The organism is Acidovorax sp. (genome assembly GCF_027492855.1).
Taxonomy (GTDB): Bacteria; Pseudomonadota; Gammaproteobacteria; order Burkholderiales; family Burkholderiaceae_C; genus Acidovorax.
This window is the reverse complement of record NZ_JAPUDY010000099.1, coordinates 286,088-299,792: the sequence shown is the minus strand read 5'-3', so window position 1 is coordinate 299,792 and position 13,705 is coordinate 286,088. Positions and strand designations below refer to the sequence as shown.

At 65.0% G+C, this 13,705-nt stretch carries 15 protein-coding genes; 9 read left to right on the top strand and 6 right to left on the bottom strand.

All coding sequences use genetic code 11. The features are described 5' to 3' along the window. Positions 1-33: 33 nt before the first annotated feature. Complete coding sequence (locus Q0105_RS19710) at positions 34-1,068, top strand: DctP family TRAP transporter solute-binding subunit (protein ID WP_298214257.1); 1,035 nt, start codon at positions 34-36, stop codon at positions 1,066-1,068. A 59-nt stretch (positions 1,069-1,127) separates the two neighbouring features. On the opposite strand, the gene Q0105_RS19705 is transcribed toward Q0105_RS19710, so the two are convergent. The 3 genes from Q0105_RS19705 to Q0105_RS19695 form a co-directional block, all read right to left on the bottom strand. Next, on the bottom strand, positions 1,128-1,457 hold the full coding sequence (locus Q0105_RS19705) for a nucleotide pyrophosphohydrolase (protein ID WP_298214459.1): 330 nt from the start codon (positions 1,455-1,457) through the stop codon (positions 1,128-1,130). An 81-nt stretch (positions 1,458-1,538) separates the two neighbouring features. Then, positions 1,539-2,471 (bottom strand): 2-hydroxyacid dehydrogenase, encoded by a 933-nt coding sequence (locus Q0105_RS19700; protein WP_298214255.1) that lies wholly within the window; start codon positions 2,469-2,471, stop codon positions 1,539-1,541. Between the two features lie 145 nt (positions 2,472-2,616). Continuing rightward, positions 2,617-4,473 (bottom strand): ABC transporter ATP-binding protein/permease, encoded by a 1,857-nt coding sequence (locus Q0105_RS19695; RefSeq protein WP_298214253.1) that lies wholly within the window; start codon positions 4,471-4,473, stop codon positions 2,617-2,619. Between the two features lie 44 nt (positions 4,474-4,517). Here Q0105_RS19695 and Q0105_RS19690 point away from each other — a divergent pair, with 44 nt between their 5' ends. Next, positions 4,518-4,940, top strand: coding sequence for an acyl-CoA thioesterase (locus tag Q0105_RS19690; protein WP_298214251.1), 423 nt, complete (start codon positions 4,518-4,520; stop codon positions 4,938-4,940). 8 nt (positions 4,941-4,948) lie between these two features. Here Q0105_RS19690 and Q0105_RS19685 read toward each other — a convergent pair whose 3' ends face one another. Continuing rightward, entirely contained in the window at positions 4,949-5,515 is a 567-nt protein-coding gene (locus Q0105_RS19685; protein WP_298214249.1) for a polymer-forming cytoskeletal protein, read from the bottom strand. Between the two features lie 188 nt (positions 5,516-5,703). Here Q0105_RS19685 and Q0105_RS19680 point away from each other — a divergent pair, with 188 nt between their 5' ends. Beyond that, complete coding sequence (locus Q0105_RS19680; protein ID WP_298214247.1) at positions 5,704-6,159, top strand: MerR family DNA-binding transcriptional regulator; 456 nt, start codon at positions 5,704-5,706, stop codon at positions 6,157-6,159. After that, positions 6,156-6,611, top strand: coding sequence for a PaaI family thioesterase (locus tag Q0105_RS19675; RefSeq protein ID WP_298214245.1), 456 nt, complete (start codon positions 6,156-6,158; stop codon positions 6,609-6,611). Before Q0105_RS19680 ends, Q0105_RS19675 begins: the two co-directional genes overlap by 4 nt. A gap of 12 nt (positions 6,612-6,623) precedes the next feature. On the opposite strand, the gene Q0105_RS19670 is transcribed toward Q0105_RS19675, so the two are convergent. Both Q0105_RS19670 and Q0105_RS19665 read right to left on the bottom strand, forming a co-directional pair. Further along, entirely contained in the window at positions 6,624-7,109 is a 486-nt protein-coding gene (locus Q0105_RS19670) for a thioesterase family protein (RefSeq protein ID WP_298214243.1), read from the bottom strand. 104 nt (positions 7,110-7,213) lie between these two features. Further along, positions 7,214-8,011 carry a crotonase/enoyl-CoA hydratase family protein gene (locus tag Q0105_RS19665; RefSeq protein WP_298214241.1) on the bottom strand — a complete coding sequence of 266 codons (798 nt, stop codon included), beginning with the start codon at positions 8,009-8,011 and terminating at the stop codon, positions 7,214-7,216. A 182-nt stretch (positions 8,012-8,193) separates the two neighbouring features. Between Q0105_RS19665 and Q0105_RS19660 the strand changes: the two genes are divergently transcribed. Genes Q0105_RS19660 through Q0105_RS19640 form a run of 5 tightly spaced genes read left to right on the top strand, consistent with a single transcriptional unit; the run spans position 8,194 to position 13,663 of the window. Then, positions 8,194-9,069 carry a branched-chain amino acid ABC transporter permease gene (locus Q0105_RS19660; RefSeq protein ID WP_298214239.1) on the top strand — a complete coding sequence of 292 codons (876 nt, stop codon included), beginning with the start codon at positions 8,194-8,196 and terminating at the stop codon, positions 9,067-9,069. A gap of 9 nt (positions 9,070-9,078) precedes the next feature. Further along, positions 9,079-10,155 (top strand): branched-chain amino acid ABC transporter permease, encoded by a 1,077-nt coding sequence (locus Q0105_RS19655; RefSeq protein ID WP_298214237.1) that lies wholly within the window; start codon positions 9,079-9,081, stop codon positions 10,153-10,155. Positions 10,156-10,160: 5 nt separating this feature from the next. Beyond that, positions 10,161-11,003: an ABC transporter ATP-binding protein gene (locus Q0105_RS19650; RefSeq protein WP_298214235.1), complete on the top strand. Its 843-nt coding sequence runs from the start codon at positions 10,161-10,163 to the stop codon at positions 11,001-11,003. Then, positions 11,000-11,800: an ABC transporter ATP-binding protein gene (locus Q0105_RS19645; protein ID WP_298214232.1), complete on the top strand. Its 801-nt coding sequence runs from the start codon at positions 11,000-11,002 to the stop codon at positions 11,798-11,800. The genes Q0105_RS19650 and Q0105_RS19645 overlap by 4 nt, the downstream gene beginning before the upstream one ends. Before the next feature lie 6 nt (positions 11,801-11,806). Next, complete coding sequence (locus Q0105_RS19640; protein ID WP_298214230.1) at positions 11,807-13,663, top strand: long-chain fatty acid--CoA ligase; 1,857 nt, start codon at positions 11,807-11,809, stop codon at positions 13,661-13,663. Positions 13,664-13,705 lie beyond the last annotated feature (42 nt).

Below are 13,705 nucleotides of genomic sequence, written 5' to 3'. Positions count from 1 at the left end.
AATTGATTGATTTCTAACCAGGAGACTGAAAAGATGAAACTGCGTACCTTCCTCACCTCTGCCGTGGCTGCCGCTGCCGCCCTGGCCTTCACCGCCCCCGCCGCCATTGCGCAGACCGCCTACAAGAGCGAGTACCGCATGTCGCTGGTGCTGGGCACCGCCTTCCCCTGGGGCAAGGGCGGCGAGCTGTGGGCCAACAAGGTGCGCGAGCGCACCAACGGCCGCATCAACATCAAGCTGTACCCCGGCGTCTCGCTGATCCAGGGCGACCAGACGCGCGAGTTCAGCGCGCTGCGCCAGGGCGTGATCGACATGGCCGTGGGCTCCACCATCAACTGGTCGCCCCAGGTCAAGCAGCTCAACCTGTTCTCGCTGCCCTTCCTGTTCCCCGACTACGCCGCCGTGGACGCCGTGACGCAGGGCGACGTGGGCAAAAGCATCTTCGCCACGCTGGACAAGGCCGGTGTGGTGCCGCTCGCCTGGGGCGAGAACGGCTACCGCGAGATCAGCAACTCCAAGCAGGCCATCAAGAGCCCCGCCGACCTCAAGGGCCTGAAGATCCGCGTGGTGGGCTCGCCGCTGTTCCTGGACACCTTCACCGCGCTGGGAGCCAACCCCACGCAGATGAGCTGGGCCGATGCACAGCCCGCCTTCGCCAGCGGCGCTGTCGATGGGCAAGAGAACCCCATCGCCGTGTACCAGGCCGCCAAGCTGCACACCGTGGCGCAAAAGCATGTGACGATGTGGGGCTACGTGAACGACCCGCTGATCTTCGTGGTGAACAAGGACATCTGGGCCTCGTGGACGCCCGCCGACCGCGAGATCGTCAAACAAGCCGCCATCGACGCGGGCAAGGAAGAAATCGCCATCGCCCGCAAGGGCATGATCGAGGCCGACAAGCCCCTGCTCAAGGACATCGCTGCCAATGGCGTGACCGTGACGCAGCTCTCCGCCGCCGAGCGCGACGCCTTCGTGAAGGCCACCCGCCCCGTGTATGACAAGTGGAAGAACCAGATCGGCGCCGACCTGGTGACCGCCGCCGAGAAGGCGATCGCAGCGCGCAAGTAAGCTGTCGCAACCAAAACAGGAGCTGCCAGCGCTTGTACATCAAGCGCTGGCAGCTTTTTTTATTCGTGTAAAACTTGCGGCGGCGGGTACTTGGCCGCGTTCTTCACCAGCTTGCGCTCCACCGCCGCCTGTAGGTCCACGCCCGCGTGGTCGGCGATCTGCAACAGGTAGAGCAGCACGTCGGCCACCTCGTCGGCGATAGGCTCCTTCAATGCCGGATCGTCCCGCGCCGCCAGCGACTGCTCGGGCGTCATCCACTGAAAGATTTCGGCCAGCTCGGCCGCCTCCACCATCAGCGCCATCGACAGGTTCTTGGGCGTGTGGAAGGGTTGCCAGTGGCGCTCCGCCGCAAAGGCGCGCAGCCGCACCTGCAGGGCGTTTAGGTCGATGGGTGGCATCGAATACTCCTGATTTGATAGCTGCTTGCGCTTATTCATCAAGCGCTAGAGCACAGTTTCATTCAAAACCCGTCAAAGGGGCGACACCGGCGCCTCGCCTGCCAGGTGGCGGCGCGTATTCTCCAAAAACCGGTCCACAGAGGCCTGCACCGCCTCGGGCGACCAGCCCGCCACGTGGGGCGTGAGCACCACGGTGCTGAGCCCCAGCAGCTCGGCAGGCGGTGCGGGCTCGCTCTCGTACACGTCCAGGCCCGCAGCGGCGATGCGGCCTTCGCGCAATGCCGCCGCCAGGGCGGCCGTGTCGATCACGCTGCCCCGGGCAATGTTGACGACCACCCCACGCGGGCCAAGCGCGTTCAGCACGGCGGCGTTCACCAGGTGCTGCGTGCCCGCGCCACCGGGCGTGGCGATGACCAGAAAGTCCGCCCAATCGGCCAGCGCCATCACGTCGGCAAAGTAGCGGTGCGCCACATCGCTGCGCGCGCTGCGGTTGTGGTAGCCCACCTCCATCTCGAAGCCCAGCGCACGCTGCGCGATCTTCTTGCCGATAGTGCCCAGCCCGATGATGCCAAGGCGCTTGTGCGACACATTGGGCGGCAGCGGCAGGGCCGTGCGCCACACGCCCTGGCGCGTAAGGCCGTCGAGCTTGGGAATGCCACGCACGGCGGCGATCAGCAAACCGAAGGCGTGGTCGGCCACGCAGTCGTCATTGGTGCCCGCGCCATTGGCCACCACGATGCCGCGCGCCTTGGCGTGTGCCACCGCAATGTTCTCGTAGCCCGCGCCCAGCGCGCAGATGAGCGACAGCTGGGGCAGCGCATCGATCTGCGCCGGGCTCAGGCCCGTGGCGCCGATGGTCAGCACCACGGTGATGCGGTCATGGTGCGCCGCGATGGCGGCCGCAGCCTGCGCCGCGTCGGGTGCGTAAATCAGTTCGAACGACTGCGCCATCTGGGCGCGGTGGTCTTCGGACAGGAACATGAGGGCAAGCAAAACGGGCTTCATGGGTCAATGCAATATCAAAGAAAAAACTGTGAGAAAAGGAGCGATCCTGTTGCCATCGCCTCCTTTCACGCAGAGCGCACAAAACCGGCGCGGCCCAGGCGGAAGACGCCAAGCAAGGGCCGCCCCGCAGCGAGGGCGTCGCCCCTCAGGGGGAAGGCGCCGCAGGCGACTCAGGGGGGCTCTCCTGTTGTAACGCCCACATGTCGGCGTAGCGCCCACGCCGGGCCAGCAATTGCGCATGGGTGCCACGCTCGATGATGTGGCCCGCGTCCATGACCAGGATCTCGTGCGCATCGACCACGGTGGACAAGCGGTGCGCAATCACCAGCGCGGTCTTGTTCTGGGCCACGCTCTGCAGTTCGGCCTGGATGGCGCGCTCGTTGGCCGAATCGAGCGCCGAGGTGGCTTCGTCGAAGATCAGGATCGGCGGGTTTTTGAGCAGCGTGCGCGCAATGGCCACGCGCTGTTTTTCGCCACCCGACAGCTTGAGCCCGCGCTCGCCCACCATGGTGCCGTAGCCCTTGGGCGCACTGGCGATAAAGCCGTGAATGCGCGCGGCACGGGCGGCCGCCTCGATCTCGTCCTGGCTGGCGCCGGGGCGGCCGTAAGCAATGTTGTAGGCCACGGTGTCGTTGAAAAGCACGGTGTCCTGCGGCACGATGCCAATGGCTTGGCGCACGCTGGCCTGCGTCACGCTGCGGATCTCTTGCCCGGCAATGGTGATGCGGCCTTGCTGGATGTCGTAGAAGCGAAACAGCAGCCGCGCCAGCGTGCTTTTGCCCGAGCCCGACGGCCCCACCACCGCCACCGTCTTGCCCGCCGGGATCTCGAAGCTGATGCCCTGCAGGATGGTGCGCCCGCCCTGGGGGTCGTAGGCAAACACCACGTCCTCGAAGCGCACCGTGGGCTGGCTAAGCCCCGTCAGCGGCTGCGCGCCGGGCGCATCGGCCACCTCGCGCTCCTTGTCCATCAGCGTGAACATCTTGTCCAGATCGGTCAGGTTCTGCTTGATCTCGCGGTAGATCACGCCCAGGAAGTTGAGCGGGATGTAGAGCTGGATCATGTAGGCATTGACCATAACAAGGTCGCCCAGCGTCATGGTGCCTGCCACCACACCCTGCGTGGCGCGCCACAGCATGGCAACCAGGCCCACCGCGATGATGAGCTGCTGGCCCGTGTTGAGCAGCGACAGCGTGAACTGGGCTTTGATGCGCGATCGGCGATAGCGGTCCAGGCTCTCGTCGTAACGCCGCGCCTCGAAGCCCTCGTTGTTGAAATACTTGACCGTCTCGTAGTTCAGCAGCGAATCCACCGCCTTGGTGTGCGCGGCCGAATCCAGCTCGTTGGCCTCGCGCCGGTACTTGGTGCGCCACTCGGTCACCGTCACGGTGAAAAGGATGTACAGGGCCAGCGCACCGATCGTGATCCACGCGAACCAGGCGTCGAACTTCACGGCAAGGATGGAGAGCACCAGAACCACCTCGATCAGCGTGGGCACGATGCTGTAGAGCGAATACGAGATCAGCGACTCGATGCCCTTCACTCCACGCTCGATGTCGCGCGTCATGCCACCGGTCTGCCGCTCCAGGTGAAAGCGCAGGCTCAATGCATGCAGGTGTTCGAAGGTGGCCAGCGCAATGCTGCGCGTGGCGCCCTGCGTGGCGCGCGAGAACACCAGTTCGCGCAGCTCGGTGAACAGCGAGGTGGACAGGCGCAGCAGCCCATACGCCACCAGCAGCCCCGCCGGCACCACAAGCACCGCCGTGGGGTCACCAGGCTTGATGCTCATCGCATCGACCAGGTTCTTGAGCAACAGCGGCACGCTCACATTGGCCAGCTTGGCCCCCACCATGAACAGCAGGGCCGCGAGCACGCGCCACTTGTACTGCCAGAGGTAGGGGAACAGGCGGGAGAGCGTGGACCAGTCGGACTGAGTGGGGGCCGCAACGGCGGCGCCCGTGATGACGGGTAAGGGAGGGAGGGCTTCGCCGGTTCGGCGCATAAGGGACAATTCCGGTTGTTTTATATCTATCCGGGATTTTGCCCATGTCTGCCATCTTCAGCCCGCCACCCGCCGCATTGCCCACAGACAAGGAGCTGGTGCTCAAGGTCATCCCCATGCCCGCCGACACCAACGGCAATGGCGACATCTTTGGCGGCTGGGTGATGGCACAGGTGGATTTGGCAGGCTCGGTGCTGCCCGCGCGCTACATACAGGGGCGCATGGCCACCGTGGCCGTCAATGAATTCATCTTCAAGCAGCCCGTGCGCGTGGGCGACATCCTGTCGTTTTTTGCCTCAATCACGCGCGTGGGCAACACCTCGGTCACCGTAGAGGTGGAGGTGTATGCCGAGCGCTTTGTATCCCAGGGGAGCTACGTGAAGGTGACCGAGGCGCGCCTGACCTACGTGGCCATCGACAACCAGGGCAGGCCGCGCCCGGTGCCCAAGCGCACCGCGCCCAACTAGAAAAAAGCCTATGCCGCCAGCGCAGCAGGTTCGGCACGCAGAGGCGCTGCCGTGCGCTGCGGGCTGCTGGATGATGAAGACGACGAAGCCGCAGAGAACCCCGCCTCGATCTCGCCCGCCAGTTGCCCGCCCTCTTCCACCACCAGCTTGCCGTAGCGGATCTTGCCGTTGACCTTGCCGGTGCTGTAGATCACCAGCTTCTGGCGCACGGTGAGCGAGCCGTTGAACTCGCCATGGATCTCGGCGATGTCGATCTCGGCCGAGCCCTTGAATGCGCCGTTTTCCGAGATCTGGATCACACGCGAGTCCATGGTCGCCTCGACCGTACCTTCGACCACCAGGGTGTCGCAATCGGTAATCTCCACACCCTTGAGCTTGATGTTGGGGCCCACGGTGAGTTTGCTGCCGCTGGAGTCCCCCGCCACCGACTTGGGCACCGCAGGGCTGGCAGCAGGCTGCGCCGAGGCCGCGCCAGGGGCTGTTGCGCCGCCCAGCACAGACGACGCATGGGAACTGCTGCGGGGTTGGAACGACTCGGGTTCACGCTTGCCGAAGAAGGGGTTTTGCACGGCCATCAGATCTCCTTGAAAAGAAGACCATCGTAGGTTTGAGCCCCTGCGAAAGATGCCTACGTTACGCAAGAACGGTAACGAAACGGTTCGGTCGTTGCATGCGCTTGCAGGGCTTGCAAGACCATACAGGGCGCCACCCGCTGTCACCAGCGCAAGCCTCGCGCAGGGCGAAGCTTGCTAGTCTGCCGCATATGCAGATATCCGAACTCGCCCGCCTCACCGGTGTCACCGTGCATGCACTGCGGCACTACGAGCGCGCCGGGCTGCTGCACCCTGAACGCTTGCCCAATGGCTACCGCAACTATGCCCCTGCGGCGCGGCGCGAGGTGGTGTTCATCGCCATGTCGCGTGCACTGGGGTTTGGCGTGCCGCAGATCCGCAGCCTCTTGCTCGCCTGGCGGCGTGGCCACATTGGCCCCGGCGGCCTGGCCGATGTGGTGCAAGCACGTGCCGACGACATCCAGGCGCAGATCGCGGCGCTGCAGGCCCAGCACCAGCAGGCACTGGACCACGTGCAATGGCTGCGTGCCCGCCAGGCCGAGCAGGACAAACGCCAGCGCCCGGCGGCCAACGGATCCCCGTCGCGTGCACCCTGGCCCCGTGTGCGCCGCGCGCCGCCCACCCCGTCACAAGGAGACCGCCCATGACCCCCGACCTTCCCATCGACTCCCCCACCACCGTACAGCGCCTGCAGACCGCCGTGCTGGCCATGCCCATGGCGCGCACCCTGGGCCTGCGTTTTGTACACGCCGCGCCGGGCACCATGACCCTGGAGATGCCTATCCTGGAGTCCTTCTGCTTTCGCCCTGGCCAGTTGCAGGCCACCGCTGTGTATGCGCTGGGCGACTTCGCTGCCGTGGCGGCCGCTGCCAGCCTGCTGCCAACCGGCTGGATCAACGCTACGGTGGACGGTACGGTCAAGCTGTTTGCCCCTGCGCGCGGCGCCTGCCTGCGTGCCCGTGGCCGTGTGGTGGACGCAGGCCGGGTGCTGAGCATCTGCGCCGCCGATGTGTGGGCCGTGGACGCATCAGGCAGCGAAACCCTGTGCGCCACCTGGCTGGGCACGGCACGCAACCTGGAGCCCCGGCCAGCCCCTTGAGCCCGAGCAGGGTCAGGAAACGATGTAGGCCGCCGCCCCCGCCGACATGATCTGCCCATCCGGCCCCAGAAACTCCATGCGCGTGGTGGCCACGCGCGAGCCCAGGCGCAGCACCTGGGCGCGCAGCTCGAAGTGGCTGCCGATGCCGGGGCGCAGGTAGTCGATGCGCAAGTCGATGGTGCCTAACTTGGCAAAGCGGTGCAGGCGCTGCTCGGGCGCCTCGTCCATGTGTTTGGCGCCGATCGCGGCCATCACGGCCAGGCCGCCCATGGCGTCAAGCCCCGCGCTGATCACGCCGCCGTGGATGCGGTTGTAGGCATAGTGGCCCACCAGGTCCGGCTTCATGTCGATGCGGCCCACCACGCCATCGGGCGCCAACGCCGTGATCTTGAGGCCCAGCACCTGGTTGAACACAATTTTCTCTTCGAAGATGGTCTTGAGCCCGGCGATGAAGGCGGGCTCGAACGCTTGCGGCGGTGGCGTAATGGATTTGCTCATGGTGTTCCTGGTGCAGCGCAGCGGGCGAGATGCCCACCGCGCCATTAGCTCCTTTTTTAATAGCTGCCAGCGCTTGATAGAAAAGCGCTGGCAGCCATTTTGAATCAAAATTCTCCGTGGCGCCCCTGCCCGCCACTGAAACGGGTGGCGCCGCGCAGCGCATCGGCCAGGCACGCGCGCCCACCCGTCCACTCCTGCAGCAGCGCCTGCGGCAACGGCATGCCGTCCCCGGCGAGCGCGCTGGCGCGGTCAGCGCGCAGCGTGGCCTGGGGGAAAGCGGCCAGTTGCTGTGCCAGTGCCAGGGCGGCTTGCAGTGATTGCCCCGCAGGTACCACGCGGTTGCACAGCCCCATGCGCAAGGCCTCGGCCGCATCGACCTTGCGGCCCGTGAGGATGAGGTCCAGCGCGTGCGACAGGCCAATGAGCCGCGGCAAACGCACCGTGCCACCATCAATCAACGGCACGCCAAAGCGGCGGCAGAACACACCCATGTAGGCGTCCTCCGCCATCACGCGCAGGTCGCACCACAGCGCAAGCTCCATGCCACCGGCCACGGCTACGCCTTCGATGGCTGCGATCACCGGCTTGGACAAATGCAGCCGACTCGGGCCCATGGGCCCCGGCGGGTGGGCCGCATCGGCCGTGAAGTCGAGCGACGCGGCCAGTGCCTCGGGCGACACGCCCTCAGCCTGCAGGCGCGCGCCCGACTGCAAGTCCCAGCCCGCACAAAAATGCCCGCCCGCACCGTGGAACACAGCCACGTCGGCCGCATCGTCGTGCTCGAACGCCACAAACGCGGCATGCAATGCCTGCGCGGTCGCGGCATCCACCGCGTTGCGCACGTCGGGGCGATGCAGTGTCACCAGCGTGACACGATCCTGGGTCTGTACCTGTACGGGCATGGGGTTCTCCGGGCGAGCCAAAAGCAAAGGGGATAGGACGCAACCCTTATTGCGCCCCGCTGCGCACTAAGCCAAGATGCGCCGTGACGATCAGGGTTAGCACCGAGTGCGGGATGCGTCTGGCGCGTGCACCATTATTTATGCAAAGCATTCGCTTTGTAAAAATATTCTGGAGAGCCAGTGTGCAATTCGTGCAACTGTTGATCAGCGGTATCTCCCAGGGGTGCATCTACGGCCTGATCGCGCTGGGCTTCGTGCTCATCTACAAGGCCACCGAAACCGTGAGCTTTGCCCAGGGCGAGCTGATGATGCTGGGCGCGTTCTGCGGCCTGGCGCTCATGACGGTGCTGGGCTTTCCCTTCTGGGTTGCGGTGCTCGCCAGCATTGCCGCCATGGGCGTCTTCGGCACGGTGCTCGAGCGCACCGTCATCCGTCCCATCCTCGGCCAGCCCGCGTTCTCCATCGTCATGCTCACCATCGGCATCGGCTACGTGCTGCGTGGCCTGGTCACCATGATCCCCAACATCGGCACCGACACACACACGCTGCCCGTGCCCTACAAGGACCTGTCGTTTCGCCTCGGCGCACTGGTGCTCAGCGCCGAGCAACTGGTGGTGATCGGCGCCACCGCCGTGTTGTGCCTGCTGCTGTTTGCCATGTTCCGCTACAGCAAGCTGGGCATCGCGATGCAGGCTTCGTCGCAAAACCAGTTGGCGGCCTACTACATGGGCATCCCCGTGCAGCGGCTCAATGGCCTGGCTTGGGGCCTGGCCGCCGCCGTGGCCGCCGTGGCAGGCCTGCTGCTCGCGCCCATTACCTTCGTGCACGCCAATATGGGGTTCATCGGGCTCAAGGCATTTCCGGCCGCCGTGGTGGGCGGCTTTGGCAGCCTGCCGGGCGCCATCGTCGGTGGCCTCATCATCGGCATCGTCGAATCGCTCTCGGGCTTTTACCTGCCCGACGGGTTCAAGGACACGGCAGCCTACATCGTGGTGCTGGTCATGCTCATGGTGAAACCCAACGGCCTCTTCGGCGAGAAGCTCCGTAAAAAGGTCTGAAAGACGAATATGCGTTTCATCTTCAAGACCAGCTATGCGCAGGACATCCGCCTGGCCAAACATGGCGGCCAGGTGTTCTGGTACAGCCTGCTCGGCCTGGCGCTGCTGGCCGCGCCCTGGGTGGCGCCCGAATATTGGCTGGCCCAGCTCACCTTTGTGCTCATCTACTCCATCGTGGGCCTGGGGCTGATGCTGCTGGCGGGCTTCACAGGGCAGTTCTCGCTGGGGCATGCGGCCTTTTTGGGCGTGGGTGCCTACACACAGGCCGTGCTCACGGGCATGGGCTGGCCGTTTGCGCTGTCGCTGGCCTGCGCGGCGGGGCTGTCTGCCGCCGTGGGCGTGGTGGTGGGCCTGCCCGCGCTGCGCGTGAAGGGCATCTACCTGGGCATGGCCACGCTGTCGTTCGGCTTCATCGTCGAAGAGGTGTTCGCGCGCTGGGAATCGGTGACGGGCGGCAACTCCGGCAAACACCTGGTGCCGCCGCAAATCTTTGGCTACTCGTTCGAGTCCACCGAATCGTTCTACTTTTTGTGCCTTGTGATCGCCTTGGTCTGCACGCTGGCCATCCTGAACCTGCTGCGCTCACCCACCGGCCGCGCCTTTGTGGCCATCCGCGACTCGGAAATTTCGGCGCAAAGCATGGGCATCCACCTGGCGCGCTACAAGACGCTGTCGTTCTCGCTCTCGGCCGCTCTGGCGGGCGTGGGCGGCGCGCTGTATGCGCACAAGCTGCAGTTCATCTCGCCCGACCAGTTCAATATCCTGCAGTCCATCGACCTCTTGCTCATGATCGTGATCGGCGGCCTGGGCTCGGTGCACGGCGCCTTTCTGGGCGCCATCTTCCTCATTTCGATGCCGCAGCTCATCTCACTCAGCAAAGACTGGCTGCCTGATGCCATTGGCCAGGCGCCGGGCCTGCAGGCCGTGGTGTATGGCGCGGTGCTGATCGCTTTCGTGCTGTTCGAACCCATGGGGTTGTACGGCCGCTGGCTCAAGGTGCGCACCTGGCTGCAGATGTTCCCGTTCTACCGCAAGGGCATGTTCAAGCGGCAGAAATCGTTCCAGAAATCGGATCGACTGAGATGACCGCCATGACCCATGACGTGCTGCTTTCGGCCCAGAACCTCAGCGTGCGCTTTGGCGGCGTGCTGGCGGTCAACAACGTGAGTTTCGACGTGCGGCGCGGCGAGGTGTTCACCCTCATCGGCCCCAACGGTGCGGGCAAGACCACGGTGTTCAACCTCATCAGCCGCATCTACACGCCCACCACCGGCACGATTGCCTACGCAGGCCCCGGCGGTGCGATGCTGCCGCTGACCGACCAGCCGCCGCACAAGGTGGCGGGCCTGGGCATTGCGCGCACCTTCCAAAACATCGAGCTGTTCGAACATGCCAGCGTGCTGCACAACCTGCTGATCGGCCACCACACGCAGCGCGAAACAGGTCTGTGGGCCGAGATGTTCTTCACCCGCAAGGTGCGCGACGCCGAGATCCGTGCGCGCGAGACGGCCGAGCAGATCATCGAGTTTCTCGACCTGCAGCACTACCGCGACACGCTGGTGGCAGGCCTGCCCTATGGCGTGCGCAAGGTGGTGGAGCTGGCGCGCGCGCTGTGCACCAAGCCCCAGTTGCTGCTGCTCGACGAGCCCTCGTCGGGCCTGAACGTGGAGGAGACCGACGACATGGCCTTCTGGATCCAGGACATCCAGCACGAGCTGGGCATCACGGTGCTGATGGTGGAGCACGACATGTCGCTGGTCTCCAAGGTGTCCGACCGCGTGCTCGCCATGAACCAGGGCGAGGTGGTGGCCATGGGCACGCCGCGCGAGGTGCAGACGCACCCTGGCGTCATTGAGGCGTACCTGGGCACCATCGACGACGTGAGCAATCTGCGCCGCCCGGCAGGCAACCGCAGCGTGGGGATACGAACATGAGCGCGGTATTGGCCCCCACCACCGACGACCAACCCCTGCTGCGCCTGCAGAACGTGGAGAGCGCCTACGGCCCCATCAAGGCCATCCGGGGCGTGAGCCTGCAGGTGCGGCGCGGCGAAATCGCCGCCGTGCTGGGCAGCAACGGCGCGGGCAAAACGACCATTCTCAAAACCATCAGCGGCATCATCGACCCACGCAAGGGCTCCATCGAATTTCAGGGCACCGACATCACCGCCAACGACCCGGCGGCGATCGTGCGCCGAGGCCTGATGCATGTGCCCGAGGGGCGCGAGGTGTTTGCGCTGCTGTCGGTGCGCGACAACTTGCTCATGGGCGCCTACACCCGCAACGATGGTGACGCGGTGGCGCGCGACATCGAGACCGTGTATGGCTACTTCCCCATCCTGAAGGAGCGCGCCGCGCAAGACGCCGGTTTGCTTTCGGGCGGCCAACAGCAGATGCTGGCCATCTCGCGCGCGCTCATGGCCAACCCCGAGCTGATCCTGCTGGACGAGCCCAGCCTGGGCCTCTCGCCCAAGCTCACCAAGGAGATCTTCGAGATCGTGGTGCGCATCAACCGCGAGCGCGGCACCACCATCTTGCTGGTAGAGCAGAACGCCAACATGGCGCTCAATGCGTCGGACTACGGCTACGTGCTGGAGAACGGCCGCATCGTGATGGAAGACAGCTGCGAGCGCCTGCGCGAGAAGGACGACATCAAGGAGTTCTACCTCGGCATGAAGGATGAGGGCGTGCGCGGCGAGCGGCGCTGGAAAAAGAAAAAGACCTGGAGATAACACGCGATGTCCAACCTCTGGGATCTCTCACACATTCAGCCCGTAAACACCGACGTGCTGGCGGGCGACACCATCGCCGCCATGTTCTGGAATGCGGTGGCCGAGCGCGGCCCACGCGTATGGATGCGCCAGAAGGAGCTGGGCATCTGGAAGAGCTGGACCTGGGACCAGACCGCCGAGGCCGTGCGCGAGATTGCGGGCGGCCTGATGTCGATGGGCTTTGCGCCGGGCGAGTGCGCCTCCATCCTGTCGAACACCAACATTGAATGGGTGCTGGCCGACCTGGCCGTGCTGAGCTGCGGCGGGGTCGCCAACGGCATCTACCCCACAGACGCCGCAGCCCAGGTGCACTACCTGAGCGAGGACTCACACACCACCGTGCTGTTTGTGGAGGACGACGAGCAGCTCGACAAGGCGCTGGAGGTGCGTGCGCAGTTGCCGTTGCTGCGCAAGATCGTCGTGTTCGACATGGAAGGCCTGCGCGGCCTCGAAGACCCCGATGTGTTGAGCCTGCAGGCCCTGCGGGAGCTGGGCCGCGCCTGGAACCCGCAACATCCTGATGAAGTCAACCGCCGCGTTCAGGCATGCAAGCCCGAAGACGTGGCCATCCTCGTCTATACATCTGGCACCACGGGCAAGCCCAAGGGCGCCATGCAAACGCATGCCGCACTCACCTATTCCGTGCGCGGCTACAACACACTGGTCTCGCGCAGCGAGGCGGACGAGACCATGTGTTTTCTGCCGCTGTGCCACATTGCCGAGCGCATGGGCGGCGAATACTTTTCGCTCTACACAGGCGCGCGCCTGAACTTTGTGGAAAACCCCGACACCGTGCCAGAGAACGTGCGCGAGATCGCGCCCACGGTGTTCACCGCCGTGCCACGGGTGTGGGAGAAGTTCTACTCCGGCGTGATGATCGCACTCAAAGAATCCACGCGCCTGCAGCAAGCGGCCTATGCCTGGTCCATCGGCGTGGGCACGCGCATTGCCGATTTGGTGCTGGCGGGTCAGCCCGTAGGCGGTGTGCTGAAAGCGCAGTTCATGCTGGCGCGCCTTCTGGCGCTCAACAACGTGCGCAAACTCATCGGCATTCACCGCGCGCGTTTTCTCGTCACCGGTGCCGCACCCATTTCGCCCGAACTGGTGAAGTGGTACCTGGCCCTGGGCGTGCCCATGCTGGAAGTGTGGGGCATGACAGAGACCTGCGGCGTCTCCACCGGCGTGCCCGCCAGCCGCATCAAGCCAGGCTCCATCGGCCCGGCCGCCGGCTACAACGAGGTGCGCATCGACCCCACCACGGCCGAGATCCTGGTGCGCGGCCCCAACGTGTTCAAGGGCTACCTCAACCAGCCCGAGAAGACGGCCGAGACCATCGACGCCGACGGCTGGCTGCACACGGGCGACGTGGGCAGCATCGACGCTGACGGTTACCTGCGCATCACGGACCGCATGAAGGACATCATCATCACGGCGGGCGGCAAGAACATCACGCCCAGCGAGCTGGAGAACGAACTCAAGTTCAGCCCCTACGTGACGGACGCCGTGGTGATCGGCGACAAACTGCCCTACCTCACGGTGATCATCATGATCGACCAGGAGAACGTGGAGAAGTTTGCGCAGGACAGCGACGTTCCCTTCAGCAACTACGCCAGCCTGACGCGCGCCCGCGAAGTGCAGGACCTGATCCAGGCCGAGATCGACCGCGTGAACGCCAAGTTCGCGCGCGTGGAGCAGATCAAGAAGTTCTTTTTGCTCGACACCCAGCTCACGGCCGAAGATGAAGAGTTGACTCCCACCATGAAGCTGAAGCGCAAGCTGGTGCAGCAAAAGTACGCGAGCCAGATTGAGGCGATGTACCGGTAGGGATGGGCCTTCGACAGGCTCAGGCTGAACGGGCGGGGAATG